The following is a 15333-nucleotide window of genomic DNA, read 5'->3' on the forward strand; positions in this document are numbered from 1 at the left end:
AAATAGTTGTATCATAAATAGTTAAGCGCAAGCAAACGCTCTTAATCATTACAAGGCAACGTATTTTTAGGAATTTATGAATCGGTTAAGCAATAAAGTTATTATTATTACAGGAGGCGCTTCAGGCATTGGTGAAGCAGCTTGTTATTTGCTTTCTAAAGAAGGAGCAAGGATTGCATTATTTGATATTAATCAAGAGAAGGGAGAGGCCATCGTTGCTACCATTAATGCCCAAGGAGGACACGCTGCCTTTTGGTTGGTAAATGCCAGTCATGAAGGTGAAGTGCATTTAGCTATTGAGCAAGTTATTGCCAAATGGGGACAAATTCACGTACTTGTAAATAATGTTGGTATCATAGGTGATAACAAGCCAACCCATGAACTTAGTGAGCAAGAATGGGATAAGGTCATGAATATTAACGTAAAAAGCGTTTTATTTTGTACTAAATATATTATTCCTCATTTTAAAAAGATGGGGGCTGGCAATATTATCAATATCTCCTCTGTTCATGGTTTACTGGGTACACCTGATTACCCAGCAAATCATGCCTCAAAAGCAGCCGTACGTTTAATGACCAAAACAGATGCCATGCTTTATGCTAAAGATAACATTCGTGTTAATTCAATTCATCCAGGCTACATTTGGACACCTTTACTTGAAAACGTCGCGCAAAACTCAGCTTTAGGATATGAAGCGTTTCGTGCTCAACACGATAAAATCCAACCACTTGGCTACATGGGACAACCTGATGATATTGCCTATGCTATCCTTTATCTTGCTTCAGATGAATCACGCTTTATGACAGCCAGCGAACTTGTTATTGATGGTGGTTTATCCGGTGGACAATTAATCAATAGCATCTAAGAGGATAGTGGTAACCATCTCATTTAATAACAGCCTTGCATCATGAAAGAAAATTATTTACCACATGAAACAACAGCCGATCCATTGGACAATCCTTTATGGCAATTTTCACTAACAGTCTATCAACATCAAGAAATAAAAGAGCAATGTTTAAGTTTACAAAACACCACTGGGGTGAATGTTAATTTATTGCTTTTTTGTTGTTGGCTTTCTTATGGTGTAGAGCTAATCTCCCATTTCGAATTTATCAAGGCTTGTGACACAATTAAAGACTGGAATTCCCAGGTCACTAAAACACTTCGCCAGGCTCGTCAATCCGCAAAACAATGGCAAGAATCATCCTCTTGGGTTAAGAATTTTTATCAACAAATATTGACCCAGGAAATTAATTCTGAAGCTTATCAACAATACAGGCTTTATTCTTATTTTGCGCAAAAACAGACCAGCTCTCCTAAAAAAGATGAAATATTATCTTTGAAATATTTGTATTGGCTTTTTGATGAAATGAAGCTCACCGTCGATGAACATCTTGATAAACAGCTTAAAAAGTTCATTGTCACAATACTGCAAGTCGTTTAATTTTCACCAAAGCAGCCTTTTATCCTGCTATCTGTCATGCTCGAAGTAACGTGGGTGCAGGTCCCTGGGACCAAGCCAGGTTCACTTCGTCTACTCAGGCTATGCTAATCTACATGTCTGCGGAGTATGAAGAGTCCAAATGAATATAAAATTATTTTTTTGAAATTAAATCCATTCATGGTTGACATTAATTATGCAAATTTAATATATTCTAAAAATGCATAAATTTTGGATACAAAACCATGAACAGACTCATGCTCACACTTTTTTTCATTTTGTTACTTGCGATAGGTGGCTGCAGTCAAGAAAAAAAGAACAATGAAATTCATTTTGCTACCGCCGGGGAATATCCACCTTTTGAATATCAAGAACAGGGTAAACTTAAAGGTTTTGATATTGATTTAGCCAATTTAATTGCTCAGCATTTAGGAAAGAAAGCGGTATTCCATAATATGCAATTCAGTACTATTTTACCTGCGTTAACCACAGGGCAAGTCGATGCAGCAATCTCAACTATTACGATTACTGAGGAACGCCAACGAAATTTTGATTTCACCACTCCCTATTACTTTGAAACTATGGCCGCGGTATTTCCCAAAAATACGCCTATAACGACAACGACCGGCTTGCGAGGAAAAAAAATAGCCTGTCAATTGGGGAGCACTATGGAAATCTGGTTAAAAAATAATTACCCTGAATTAGCAATCATCACTGCCATGGATAATAATAATCAAGCCATAGAAGCCTTAAAAGCCGGTCATGTTGAGGTTGTATTAATGGACGGACCTCAAGGTGCGATTTTCAGCGAAAAAAATCCTACTCTTGACTATGCCATTATCACCAAATCGAAAGATGGTTACGGCATTGCCTTTAAAAAACACTCCCCTGATATAGCTAAAATTAATCGCGCACTGAATTCGCTCAAAGCGAATGGCGAAATTGAACGACTTAAAAAGAAATGGTTAATAGGTGCAAAATGACAGAGTTATCAAAAATGCTTTTATTTATTGCTCAGGGTATTGTTCTTACTCTGGAACTCTTAGCCGGTGGCTTATTCATCGGCCTATTGCTAGGGATGGTCCTCGCCATTTTACGTCATAAAAAGATGGCTAAAATAATTATTAACCGCTTCATTTCTGTTATGCGCGGTACCCCTTTAATTTTGCAACTTAGCTTTATTTATTTTGCCGTTCCAGCACTACTTGGTTTAAGAGCAAATATTTTAGTTGCAGGAATCTTTACCTTTGGACTTAATAGTTCTGCTTATATTGCTGAGATTTTAAGGGCAGGTATTGAAAGTATACCTAAAGGACAATTTGAAGCCGCAAAAACACTACAAATTCCTGATTTTTATCTATGGAAAGATATTATACTGCCACAGGTTTTCAAAAATATTTTGCCTGCATTGACTAATGAAATGATAGCACTTCTTAAAGAAACTGCTTTAATATCAACCATTGGCGGCATGGATTTAATGCGTAAGGCGCAATCGGTTGCTGCCGAGCAATTTACCTATTTCTTACCACTTTGCATTGCAGGCTGTTATTACTATGGTCTTGTTTTATTAATTGAATACTTAGGTAAAAAATTTGAAGGAGGTCATTATGCTGCAAATTAATAATGCCTGCAAAACGTTTGGCCCATTGCAAGTATTAACCAATATTAATTTAACCATTGAACCCCATCAGATCATTGGTCTTGCTGGACCATCAGGAAGTGGAAAGTCAACCCTGCTAAGGTGCATTCAAAAATTAGATAGTTTGAATTCCGGTGGAATTAAATTTAAGGGAACAAGTGGGTTTATGTTCCAGGATTTTCAATTATTTCCTCACCTGACAGTATTAGAAAATCTTGTCTATGCCCCTCGATTAAAAAATAAAACAGCGAATCATGAGTTGAAGGCAAAACACTTATTAAGAACATTAGGCCTACACGAGAAAGAAGAGTCTTATCCGCATCAATTATCAGGAGGACAAAAACAACGAGTTGCCTTGGCGCGTACCTTAATGATGAATCCTTCTCTTTTGCTTTGCGATGAACCGACTTCCGGTTTAGATCTCGCCTCCATTGATGAAGTAATTGCCTTATTAAATTCAGTTAAAGCTCTAGGTGTAACTATGGTTATCGCCTCGCATGATTTGAATTTCCTTACAAAATTGGCGGATCGCTTGCTTATTCTCAAGCGTGGACAATTAGTTGCTGATGTCAAACCGCAAAATTTAATTCATCCAATTCAAGAGTTGAAAAATTATTATCAGGAGACTTTTTAATGAGCAAATCTATCACCAAAATAGCTCTAGCCTATTCAGGTGGTCTTGACACCTCAGTCATGATTCCCTGGCTGCGAGAAAATTACCAAGCCGAAATTGTTGCTGTCATTTGCGATGTAGGACAACAGGAAGACTTAGAAACCATCCAGCAAAAAGCTATTCGTAGCGGTGCAGCAAAAGCTTATGTTATCAATGTGCAGGAAGAGTTCGCCACCCACTATTTATGGCAATTAGTGAAATCAGGTGCTCTTTATGAAAATCAATATGTCCTGGGAACTATCTCACGCCCCCTTATCGCTCAAAAATTAGTTGAAATAGCGCTTGCGGAAAAAGCCGAAGCAGTCGCTCATGGCGCGACAGGAAAAGGCAATGATCAAGTACGTTTTGAATATACAATCAAAGCCTTGGCTCCAGAATTAAAAATTATTGCTCCATGGCGAACCTGGCAAATTAAATCGCGTCAAGAGGCCATTAATTATGCGAAGCAGCATGGCATAGAAGTTCCTGTCACCCCCAAATCTCCCTACTCAAGGGATCACAATATGTGGTATATCTCACATGAAGGCGGGGCCATTGAGAACCCAGCCAATAAATGTCCAACGAATGTTTTATTAATGACAACACCACTTGAGCAAACACCTGATCTCGCTGAGGAAATAAGCATTCATTTTGAAAAAGGGGTTCCCGTAGCAATCAATGAGACACCTTTAACAGCGATAGAATTGCTAAAGCAACTCAATCAAAAAGCAGGAGCTCATGGAATAGGTGTTTGTGATATCGTTGAAAATCGCCTGGTGGGCATGAAAATAAGGGGTATTTATGAGGCGCCAGCTGCAGCCGTACTTTATAAAGCACATCAAATGTTAGAAAGTTTATGTCTTGATCGCCAACTATTGCACCTTAAGCAATCTATGCAACAGGCTTATGCAAATCTTATTTACGAAGGACGTTGGTTTTCACAAGCGAAAGAAGCGCTTGATGCGTTTATTAATGTTACCCAAACTTATGTAACAGGGACTGTTACATTAAAATTGTTTAAAGGAAATCTTATTCCTTGTGGCATGCATTCTCCATTTAGTTTACATGATCCAGCATTAGCCACCTTTGAAGAGGATAGCGTTTACAATCAACAAGATGCTGAAGGCTTCATTAATCTTTTTTCTTTATCAGCCAAAGTCTATGGCATGGTCCATGGAGAAAATTATGAGTAATAAAACATGGGGAGGCCGATTTAAAAAACCACTTGCTCCAGAAGTGATGGCATTCAATGCCTCTTTAGCGTTTGATCATGTCCTTTATCAATATGATATTAGTGGGAGTCAAGCTCATGCAAAGATGCTTGCGCGCCAAGGATTAATCAGCAGGGAGGAGGAGAAAACGATTCATGATGGCTTGGCAGAAATTGCTTTCGAACTGCAACAAGGTCAACATTCTTTCGACAATGCAAGTGAAGACATCCACATGTTTATTGAGCAATTGCTCATCGAAAAAATTGGCGAGACCGGTAAAAAATTACACACGGGTAGAAGCCGTAATGATCAGGTTGCCCTTGATCTTAGACTTTATGCACGGGATGCTGCTACGCAGACAAATACTTTGCTGGTAAAACTTACTGCTACGTTACAAGTTCTTGCAGAGAAACATGAGGAGAATAGTCTTCCTGGTTATACTCATTTACAGCAGGCGCAACCTATTCTATTAAGCTGGTTTTTTAATGCTTATTTATCCATGTTTAAGCGGGATATAAGCCGTATCAGCGATTGGCAGGAACGAATGAATTACTCCCCTCTTGGGGCTGGAGCGTTGGCTGGTAGCCGTTTGCCTTTGGATAGAAATTGGGTTGCTCAAACCCTGGGTTTTAAAGGAATTATTGAAAATACACTTGATGCCGTCAGCGATAGGGATTTTGTTATTGAGTTTTGCGGTATCGCTTCAATAATCATGATGCATTTATCACGATTATGTGAAGATCTTATTCTTTGGGCAACGCAAGAATTTAATTTTTTGACACTTGATGATGCCTTTGCAACGGGTTCCTCACTTATGCCCAATAAAAAAAATCCAGATGTGCTAGAACTTATTCGCGGCAAAACAGGGCGCGTATATGGGCACTTAATGAGTATTTTAACCGTTATGAAAGCCTTACCTCTCGCTTACAATAAAGATATGCAAGAGGATAAGGAGGGTTTTTTTGATACGGTAAATAACCTGCATGCATGCCTTGGCATCATTACTCCTTTTTTGCAAAGTCTTCGTTTTAATACAGAACGTATGCAAGAAAAGGCGAATAGTGGTTACCTGGATGCAACTTATGTTCTTGAATCCCTGGTACTACAAGGTATCCCTTTTCGAGATGCTCATCATCAAGTGGGCCAGTGGGTACACGAGGCTATTGCTAAAAATTGTTCGCTTACTGAGATTATTAAAAAATAAGGCAAGCTTTGAATATTCAACTCACTCTGCGTTACCAAGGCGAGGAAACTTGCTCTAGATTATCGGCGCCAAGTAAGTTACTTTAAGTCATTGATGGCAATATGAGGCTGGGGATGATAACCGCTTACTTGGATCATGCGACTTTACAAGCTCATGTAATTACAGAAGCTAATCTTTCTTTGGTAGAGCAGGCAATTTGGATAGATTTACTTTGTCCTACAGAGGATGAAGAAAAAATGCTCGAGCATAAGTTAGGATTAAATATTCCTACACGCGAAGAAATGCTTGAAATCGAACTCTCCAGCCGCCTTTATAAAAAGAAAGGCGCCCTTTTTATGACAGCGAATATGATAGCGCAATCTGACTCACCTGATCCTAAACACGAGGCAGTCAGTTTTGTGCTTACTAAAGAAAAACTAATTACTATTCGCTATATTGAACCCTCAGCATTTAAATTATTTATTAAGCAACTACATCAATTTGATTTTGAGCAAGGTAATCCTGCCGTTTTACTCATCTCCTTGTTGGAAGCAACGGTGGATAGACTCGCTGATATTCTTGAAACAGTTGCCCATAATCTTGAAAAATTATCAAAAATTATTTTTCACTCGGAGCAAAATTCACCAACAGGGGAAAAACCAAATTACCAACAACTTATTCAAAATGTAGGGATTCATGCGGATTTGAATACCAATACGCGAGAATGCCTCGTGACCTTCAGTCGTTTAATTACTTTTTTTGGTCAATCAGCTGGTTCGCAACTTGACGCAGATGACCAGGCAAGACTAGCTACACAAAGTAAAGATATTAATTCTTTAAGTGATCATGCAAGTTTTATCTCCAGTAAAGTCAATTTTCTTCTCGATGCAACCTTAGGAATGATTAATATTGAACAAAATGCCATTATTAAAATCTTTTCTGTTGCTGCAGTTATTTTTCTGCCACCTACTTTAATTGCAAGCATCTATGGGATGAATTTTAAATGGATGCCTGAACTGGATTATAAATGGGGATACTGGATAGTAATTTTTGCGATGCTGTTATCGGCCTTATTACCTTATAAATTTTTTAAATATAAGAAATGGTTATAAGTAGCATTTTTCGCTGTGGCAACACCCGTGTCGCCTAATCAAAGAAGTTATAACCAAAAAATATTTACATAAATATACAACAGGGTCATTCCTATAACAGGAACAATGACAAAACCAAGAAACACACGAATCTGTGTTTTGTTTTCTGAGGAAGCATTATAAAATTTTTTTAACCGCTGAAAAATTGACATAGCTATTCTCAGTGATTGTAAATGTTATAAGTATAACCTATTTGCATTTACTGTGATAAGAAAATGGTTATCACGCTTAAGGAAAAATAAATGTTAATATGGAGTCTAATTTTTTTAATCATAGCCGCTGTAGCTGCAATCTTTGCCTTTAGGAGGCCTCCCTCCACGCTTGTCTATATTGCCAAACTTATCTTTTACGTATCCATCACTATTTTTATAGTGATGTTATTCGGAACGATACTTAGCTCCGCCCCACCTACGGAACGCGAAGCCAATCTTTTACAGCCTAAGTAATAGGAGAATTTTTTTGAATCCAATAAATTAAGATTTTCCTTTGCGTTTAAACCCTAAAGAACGTAACCGTTCATCCAGGCTAGGATGCGTAGAAAATGCATTATGCAGTGATTTGATGGGATCGATACTTGAAGGATCGAATAAATAAGATGCCTGTCTTACTTGCTCATGGGGGGTCTCGCCATATTCCTGCATATATTGCTCAGCATGTTGTTGATGGTCTTCACTAATCTTCAATAACGCTCGCGCCATAGGTTCATTATCTCGCATTAGTTCAACAGCACCTGCATCGGCCATGTATTCACGAGTCCGACTTAGGAAAAGGGCTAGAACAACCGTAATTAAAGGCAAAAGGTAACGCAAAAGCATAATAACCATAAACAAACGATTGTTATCATTACGACGATCACGTCTATAAAGCATGGAATAAAATAAGATATCAATCATAATTAGAAGAATATTACTCAATACGGCTACAGTAAGGGTTAATTTAATATCATGATGGCGAATATGGCTTAGCTCATGAGACATAACCGCCTGCAATTCGGCGCGATTTAATTTCTCCATTAAACCACGGGTAATCGCTACCATTGCTGACTTTTCGCTATATCCACTAGCAAAAGCATTCATATAATTGGCTTCTATCAAAAAAACTTTCGGCATATACTTCAAACCCGCCGCCACTTTCATTTCCTCAATCACATTATAGAGCTGCTTTTCTTCAAGATTTTTTGCCATTTCTGGTGTTATTTCACGATAGTCAGTTCCCAATAGCATAATCCGGTCATACAGACTGTAGGTAATGAGTAGTGAAAGGATAGCAATACCAACCATAAAAAGTGTTGCATAAGGCACCACCTTAAGCGTGATAAGTGCTAAGAAACATTGCTCAATTGATGCCTGAGGGTTTAAATAATCCAAGATAACGGTATCGGCTAATAAACCACCACAAAAATATAGCCATAAAAAAATCCCAATGACTATACGTGTTTTTCGCTCATTCCGCTGCAATTGTTCTCGCCAATTGCCAACTGATGCATGATAATCGCTTAGGGCCATAATAGAACTCAGAATTTAACCGTATAGTCTTCACGTGCCTTGATCTGTTCCTCGGGTAAAGACCAGTATTCGAATGCTTTATCTAGTTGACCCGGAAATAAGCGAACAATAAAGGCTTCAAAGAAAGATTTCTTCTTCGCATAATAACGCTCAACGCTATCATTGTATGCTTGTTTAGCATAGGACAATTTGTTTTCAGTATTGACTATTTCTTCTTGTAATTGCAACGCGTTAGTGTTGGCCTTTAAATCAGGATATTGTTCAAAAACCACATTTAAACCAGAAGCAATCTGCGAAATTCCATTCTCTGCAGCAATACGAGCCTTCTCATCACCAGCGGCTTTTGCAGCTTGTGCTTGGTTACGAAGTGCAACAACATCCTTAAGCGTAGTTTGCTCATAATCCATGTATTTTTTAACCGTCTCAATCAATGACTCAAATACTTTAAAACGGCGATCTAACTGAATATCAATCTGCCGCTTATTATTGTTAACAGCTTCAATCATTCCAATTAAAGTATTGAAGATACCGATTGACCAGAAAAAGATCAGTGCAGCGATGATTAAAATGGTAATGAGAAAGGTACTCATTTTCTATTCCCTGTTGTTAGTTTTCCTCTAATTTATAGTCCTAAATTGGAGAAAAATGCAAATCATTCAAGTACTTTTTAAGCGAGTTTATCTATCGTTGGCCATAAATGATAAAAGTGATGAACAGGCCCATGGCCTAAACCCAATTTTTCATTTTTTGCCGCTGCAATTGCCTGGAACACATAGCGTTTGGCAAGTTGGCAAGCCTCCTTTAATTGAAGCCCCAAAGCAAGACCTGCCGTGATGGCCGCCGATAAAGTACACCCTGTTCCATGGGTATTTTTAGAGCTTATTCTCGGGCTTTCAAGCCAATGATAATTTCCTGTGCCTTCAAGCAAATAATCATTTGAATGGTCATTTTGTAAATGACCACCTTTCAATAAAACATTTTCGCTCCCTAAGGCTAACAATTTATTTGCTAATACTGGCATATCGGCGACAGTACTGATTTTTGAACCCAATAAAGTTTCTGCTTCTGGCAAATTGGGCGTGATAATTTTTATTAATGGCATTAGCTTTTCTTTTAAAACACTGATTGCCTCAGGTAAAAGTAAGGGCGCACCGCTTTTCGCAATGATGACAGGATCAAGAACAACAGGAATATCTTTAGCATATTGACTTAAAAAATGAGCTACCAGTTCCACAATCTCCGCACTATAGAGCATACCGATTTTAATACTGTCTGGCCTTATATCAGCAAAAATTACTTCTAATTGCTCTTGTACAACCTTTACCGGTATTTCATAGCAAGATTTAACACCACAAGTATTTTGTATGGGTAACGCCGTTAATACAGTCATTCCATAGCAACCCAACGCAGAGAAAGTCTTCAGATCAGCTTGAATACCAGCTCCTCCAGAACCATCAAACCCTGCAATAGAAAGCGTCTTATATTTCATATTTAGTAAATCATTGGCTACAAGCAGCTAATCTTAGCAATTTTCAAGCTAAGTTTCTTTGATTTATTAAAAAGATATAAATAGCGCCTTTAAAATATTAGGCTGCTGTTTACTGGTGAGATAGATGCCTACGTGTTGTGGTTTAGAAAGATACTGGCACACCACTCCAACTGCTTAGAACCGCAGACAAGCCGCGGTACGTCAGGAGACTCAATATTTAAATTAAACAGTGAAAAATTTTCAGACAATTATTGCTGTGGATTTGTATTAGGTTCCGGAACCTCGACGGGTATATCAGGGGTAGAATCGATTGCTTTTGTAACTGGGGTTGAGACATGATGATAATAAACAAAGCCTATAATGGTCACAAGGATAATAATTATCAAGGTGGAGATTCCAACATTTTTATTCTTCATAACACACTCCCTAATCCATCCATTTTTAATTATAGCCAGAAACAATTAAGTCTTTCATAACTAGACGCGAATATTTAAAAATTGCCAAGGGTCATCCAAATCTAATTTTTCTTTAAACAATCGCTCTCTATTTTTAAGAGGAGTCCAATCAGTATAACAACCAACAACCTGTCCTAAATAAGGCAAAGCGACGCCTAAAACCATTTGGTAATCCATTTCTTCCGGCTCCACAATACTAGCTTCGCTATTTTGCAGAGCCCAAAGGATCCCCCCTAAAATACCGGCCGCCACTTGAAGACTAGTTGCATTGTTATGCGGAGCCATTTTACGAGCTTCATGAATTGAAAGTTGCGAACCGTACCAATAAGCTCCTTTTTTATTGCCCATTAGCAAGACACCAAGCTCGTCTTTACCATCTAAAATCTCAGTAAAAAGAAGCCGTTTTTTTTCCTGCTCATACCATTCATTTCCCTGAAATTCATGCAAAGAAAGCGTCGCATCGGGACAAGGAAGATAGGCATAATGCACCGTAGGCCGATAAAGGTCCTCCCCATTTAAAGTTAAATAGTGACCGATAGAAATTGATTCTGCATGCGTAATTAAATAACCGTGATATGAACCTAAGTCTGGCGTCCATGAGCGTACTTTAGTACTTGCTCCTGGACGATTTAAATAGATAGCACTATGACTACCAAAGCTATGATGATGAGCATCATCGGGCCAATAACGCTCATGAGTCCCCCAACTTAGCTCAGCAGGCTGTCCTCCTTCAGCAATAAAACCGTCTACTGACCAAGTATTTACAAATTCCCCAGGCAATTTTACTCTTTCTGTTACTTGTGTATCGTGTTCAGCAATATGAATCGCTCTAATGTTAAGTAATTTCGCAAGTGCGGCCCATTCAACGGCATTTTCAGGAGGCTGCAAACTTAATTTCATATCACCAGCCATATTCCACAATGCTTTTTTAACAAAATGAGAGACCAAACCAGGATTAGCACCATGAGTGATGACCGCGGTTGGACTTTTTTTTGTTTTAAGTTTTAAAACTTCTGCCCGCAACGCATAGTTTGAGCGCAATGAGGGTGACAAAGCACTATCAGTATAACCACCTTTCCAGGGTTCTGTACTCGCATCCAGATAAAGAGCCCCCCTTTCCTGACACAATTTAATAAGGTCCACACTTGCAACATCAACAGATAAATTTAATAAAAAATCCCCTTCATTGAGAAGATCACCTACTATATGGGCATAATTCTCTTTGTTTATCGTTGCAATCTTTAAACTAAGATTAAATTCTTGCGCTATTTCCGCACCATTATCGTTTTTCGTTAAAATGATTATTTGTGATGGCTCAAGTTTAATATGACGAAATAGCAAAGGTAGAACAGCCTGTCCCACGCTGCCAAACCCTATCATGACAATTTTCTTTGAAAAGAATGAATGTTTATTATAATTATTCATGTTTTCCTCACAGGAAAAACTATAAGAAAGACATTGAGTTAGCCATTATGAATAAGAGTAGAATAGTTTTAGATAGAAAACAAAAATACCCCTAATGAACGCGGCTGAAGAGAGTATTTAAATTATCGGCGGGTATCGCAAAGTTCTACGCAAAAGCCTTGATTTTCAGGAAAAATGATGGAGAAACAAGCATTTTTGTATATTGAAATGATCCCGGCAGTTATTTTATGATGACAGTGACTATCATTTTAAAAAATGGACTTTATCATGCTTAAAAAAGCCCTCTGGCTCGCCGTTTTTTCCTGCAGCGCTGCCTCACTTGCAAATGCAACCGACGCATCACCCGCAGCAAAATCAGCGACAACACCACCTCCCTCCAGCTATATGCCCGTCGTTATTAAAGAGACATTTCAGACTATTATGGAACGAATGATGGGCGAAAAAGATGCTATTAATAATCGCCAAAAAGATTTATTAAACCAACGCTATGACTTAAGTAATAAACCCTCTACCGATACTAAAATGTCAAACGGCAAAGCTGTACAAGAAGGCGTGCGTGTTAAATTACCAAATGGTGTAACCTGGGAAGAGTTAGGCAAGATGTCACCTGACGAAATCAAACAAAAAGGACTCTATCCCCAAGGATTTTTACCATTACCTCATCCTAATCATCCGGAGGGGGGAATGCTTTTTCCAAAATTTGCCATTGATGAAATTAATAAGCAGGAAAATCGCGATTTAACTCGCTTTGACCTGGATTTTGATTTACCGGACCACTTCCTTCCACCTTTCCCTGCACCAATTTTTTTAACAACCAGACCTGATCTTGGCGATGTTTCGCAAGGGAAATTGGTAACTATTAACAATTATTTCGAACTCTTTAATGGCATTCTTAACCCAAAACAATTGGAAGGTTTACGATTACTGGTCACTCCTTTCCCACAACAACAATTTAATCAGACAGATGATCGACGTACCAAAACCCCAAGCCGCGGTGTTGCATGTTTTGATTGTCATGCAAATGGTCATACAAATGCAGCAACCCATCTTGTTGGTGATATCAGACCTCAGGAAATTCGCCATCGTATTGATACACCAAGCTTACGAGGCGTTAATATTCAACGTTTATTTGGGTCACAACGCGCGCTGAAAAATGTCGAGGATTTTACCGAATTTGAGCAACGTGCAGCCTATTTTGATGGAGATCCCGTGATTGCTACAAAAAAAGGGGTGAATATTCTTGAACGCGGTAGCCAGGTTCATTTTATGGCAGAATTCCAGGAGTTATTGGATTTTCCGCCAGCACCTAAATTAGCTATCGATGGCCACTTAGATCCAGCAAAGGCAACTGAGGCCGAGTTACGGGGTGAGGCACTATTTTTTGGTAAGGCAAAATGTTCCACCTGCCATACGCCTCCTTACTATACCGATAACACCATGCATAATCTAAAAACAGAGCGCTTCTTTAATCCTGTTATGATCAATAACATGAAGGCTATCGGTGATGGTTCCATCAAAACGTTCCCCTTGCGTGGAATTAAAGACTCTCCTCCCTATCTTCATGATGGCCGCCTGTTGACTTTGGCTGATACGGTTGAATTCTTCAATTTAATTTTGCAATTGCAACTCACACAGCAAGAAAAGGACGATTTAACGACGTTTATGAAGGCATTATAAGTTCAAATATAAATGGTTTTTGCTTGAGGCAAAAACCATTTATACCCTTGCGACTATATACTTACTTAGTAATAGCATTTTTTTCCATAGGGTTTGTTTCTTCCATTACACCATGTTTAGTGTTTTTTTCTGCAGTTACACCATGATCCATGTCGGCTCTTTTAACAAAATTCCTAAAGAAATTTAGTCCACTTGTTCCTCTGCCATTTTCTAAATAGTTCATAGGCTCAACGTGACCATTGCTTTGCCAGCTGGTATGCATTTTTCTATTCTTGAAATGTTCACGCTCTTCTTTCAAAACCTCCACAGGTTCACCAAGCTTTTCAGCAATTTCTATGTGGCGGTCCAGTTCAGCCTTTTTAGCCTGACGATCACTCTTCAGGAATGCATGAAGAGAGGCGTAATGGGGAATTACAGGATCATCGGGCACGTTTTCAGTTCTATCAGCTTTTGCAGTTCTAACCAGCATATAATCCTTATAGGCCTCTGGAATCGCTCTATAAGCATCACCTGCATTAATTTCCCAATTTGCCAGGGTAAGGGCTAATTTAATGAAAGGCTTGGCTATCCACCCTAATACCTTCCCGCCGGTTGACTCAAGATGACCAGTTTCTAGACCCGTACGAAGCCAGCCTACAACATTATTAGTTATTGAGGAGAAGGAGCGGCCATGGAACAAATTAATTCGTATACCTTGTTCATGAAAATGCAGGGCAACTAACGAGGCAATACCTGCGCCAAGAGAATGCGCTTTTAAGGTAATGTTTTCTGGGGAAACCCCTTCATCTAGTAAACGTTGAACTTGCGCAATACCATCTGTTACTAACTCATCCTTAGACTGTGCCACTTTTTTCGGTTTTGGTTCACCTTCATTAATGAATTCAATGCTCTCATCTTCTGCTGTGCTGCGATTAACTCCCCTCAAATCAAAACCAATGACATTAACCCCTAATTCTCTGGCATCGTCTTGCATTTCATCGACAATTTGATGATAAGACATCCCATTACCAACAAAATTGATAATGTATTTTTGATGCTCTTTTTTTAGATCTTTTTGTGAATCATGAGTTATTTCAAGAGTGTCTAACTTTGCACCATCATGCGTTTGAATTGTGTGATGTTCATGCGTTAAGCCACCACCATCAAATGTACTTGTAGTTATAAAGTCAGATTGCGAAGCTGGAAGAACCATCTTACTTAATAATTGTCCTGCTAACTTATTCGTTCCAAACTTTAAAAGATCCCAAAGTAAAATCGGAGGGAATAAGATACGTGCAGCAATTCGTAACCCTTGACCAGATTGATGTGGTTTTTTAACTGTAAAATTAGCCATTTTAATTTCCATTTTCTACTAAATTAATACAATTATACTTAATAATTATTACCCTTTTATTAACATGAATGTTAGTTAGCTAAGATTGATTTGCTTTGCCGTACCAAGATGTGCCCACATCTCCTACATGATTGATATGTTGCCTATAAAGAATAGATAACCCAGCCATCGC

16 protein-coding genes are annotated in these 15333 nt (G+C 38.5%); 10 read left to right on the forward strand and 6 right to left on the reverse strand.

Translation table 11 applies throughout. The features are described from left to right. The first annotated feature begins 76 nt into the window (after positions 1-76). The 9 genes from PXX05_RS11590 to PXX05_RS11630 all read left to right on the forward strand — a co-directional run bounded on the left by PXX05_RS11590 (position 77) and on the right by PXX05_RS11630 (position 7723). Positions 77-865: an SDR family NAD(P)-dependent oxidoreductase gene (locus tag PXX05_RS11590; RefSeq protein WP_275088368.1), complete on the forward strand. Its 789-nt coding sequence runs from the start codon at positions 77-79 to the stop codon at positions 863-865. Between the two features lie 42 nt (positions 866-907). Beyond that, the gene (locus tag PXX05_RS11595) at positions 908-1444 is read left to right on the forward strand and encodes a TIGR02444 family protein (protein ID WP_275088369.1); all 537 of its coding nucleotides are present in this window, start codon (positions 908-910) and stop codon (positions 1442-1444) included. A 242-nt stretch (positions 1445-1686) separates the two neighbouring features. Then, entirely contained in the window at positions 1687-2424 is a 738-nt protein-coding gene (locus tag PXX05_RS11600; RefSeq protein WP_275088370.1) for a substrate-binding periplasmic protein, read from the forward strand. Further along, complete coding sequence (locus PXX05_RS11605; RefSeq protein ID WP_275088371.1) at positions 2421-3062, forward strand: amino acid ABC transporter permease; 642 nt, start codon at positions 2421-2423, stop codon at positions 3060-3062. Before PXX05_RS11600 ends, PXX05_RS11605 begins: the two co-directional genes overlap by 4 nt. Continuing rightward, complete coding sequence (locus PXX05_RS11610; protein ID WP_275088372.1) at positions 3049-3714, forward strand: amino acid ABC transporter ATP-binding protein; 666 nt, start codon at positions 3049-3051, stop codon at positions 3712-3714. Before PXX05_RS11605 ends, PXX05_RS11610 begins: the two co-directional genes overlap by 14 nt. Further along, positions 3714-4925 carry an argininosuccinate synthase gene (locus tag PXX05_RS11615; protein WP_275088373.1) on the forward strand — a complete coding sequence of 404 codons (1212 nt, stop codon included), beginning with the start codon at positions 3714-3716 and terminating at the stop codon, positions 4923-4925. The genes PXX05_RS11610 and PXX05_RS11615 overlap by 1 nt, the downstream gene beginning before the upstream one ends. Beyond that, entirely contained in the window at positions 4918-6147 is a 1230-nt protein-coding gene (gene argH, locus PXX05_RS11620) for an argininosuccinate lyase (RefSeq protein WP_275088374.1), read from the forward strand. Before PXX05_RS11615 ends, argH begins: the two co-directional genes overlap by 8 nt. 113 nt (positions 6148-6260) lie before the next feature. Beyond that, positions 6261-7238: a magnesium/cobalt transporter CorA gene (gene corA / locus PXX05_RS11625; RefSeq protein WP_275088375.1), complete on the forward strand. Its 978-nt coding sequence runs from the start codon at positions 6261-6263 to the stop codon at positions 7236-7238. A 281-nt stretch (positions 7239-7519) separates the two neighbouring features. Next, the gene (locus PXX05_RS11630; protein WP_275088376.1) at positions 7520-7723 is read left to right on the forward strand and encodes a DUF1328 family protein; all 204 of its coding nucleotides are present in this window, start codon (positions 7520-7522) and stop codon (positions 7721-7723) included. A gap of 27 nt (positions 7724-7750) precedes the next feature. On the opposite strand, the gene htpX is transcribed toward PXX05_RS11630, so the two are convergent. From htpX to PXX05_RS11655, 5 genes are all read right to left on the reverse strand, one after another. Beyond that, a complete protein-coding gene (gene htpX, locus PXX05_RS11635; protein WP_275088377.1) occupies positions 7751-8782 on the reverse strand; it encodes a zinc metalloprotease HtpX in 1032 nt (343 codons plus the stop codon). Positions 8783-8790: 8 nt separating this feature from the next. Further along, complete coding sequence (locus PXX05_RS11640) at positions 8791-9372, reverse strand: LemA family protein (protein WP_275088378.1); 582 nt, start codon at positions 9370-9372, stop codon at positions 8791-8793. 77 nt (positions 9373-9449) lie between these two features. Next, on the reverse strand, positions 9450-10271 hold the full coding sequence (thiD, locus tag PXX05_RS11645) for a bifunctional hydroxymethylpyrimidine kinase/phosphomethylpyrimidine kinase (protein WP_275088379.1): 822 nt from the start codon (positions 10269-10271) through the stop codon (positions 9450-9452). Between the two features lie 248 nt (positions 10272-10519). Beyond that, positions 10520-10687 (reverse strand): hypothetical protein, encoded by a 168-nt coding sequence (locus tag PXX05_RS11650; protein WP_275088380.1) that lies wholly within the window; start codon positions 10685-10687, stop codon positions 10520-10522. Between the two features lie 60 nt (positions 10688-10747). Continuing rightward, positions 10748-12151: a homospermidine synthase gene (locus tag PXX05_RS11655; protein WP_275088381.1), complete on the reverse strand. Its 1404-nt coding sequence runs from the start codon at positions 12149-12151 to the stop codon at positions 10748-10750. Between the two features lie 267 nt (positions 12152-12418). Between PXX05_RS11655 and PXX05_RS11660 the strand changes: the two genes are divergently transcribed. Beyond that, positions 12419-13828, forward strand: coding sequence for a cytochrome B6 (locus PXX05_RS11660; protein WP_275088382.1), 1410 nt, complete (start codon positions 12419-12421; stop codon positions 13826-13828). 61 nt (positions 13829-13889) lie between these two features. On the opposite strand, the gene PXX05_RS11665 is transcribed toward PXX05_RS11660, so the two are convergent. Beyond that, entirely contained in the window at positions 13890-15161 is a 1272-nt protein-coding gene (locus PXX05_RS11665) for an alpha/beta hydrolase family protein (RefSeq protein WP_275088383.1), read from the reverse strand. Positions 15162-15333 lie beyond the last annotated feature (172 nt).

Origin of the sequence: Legionella cardiaca (genome assembly GCF_029026145.1) — a bacterium.
Classification (GTDB): Bacteria; Pseudomonadota; Gammaproteobacteria; order Legionellales; family Legionellaceae; genus Tatlockia; species Tatlockia cardiaca.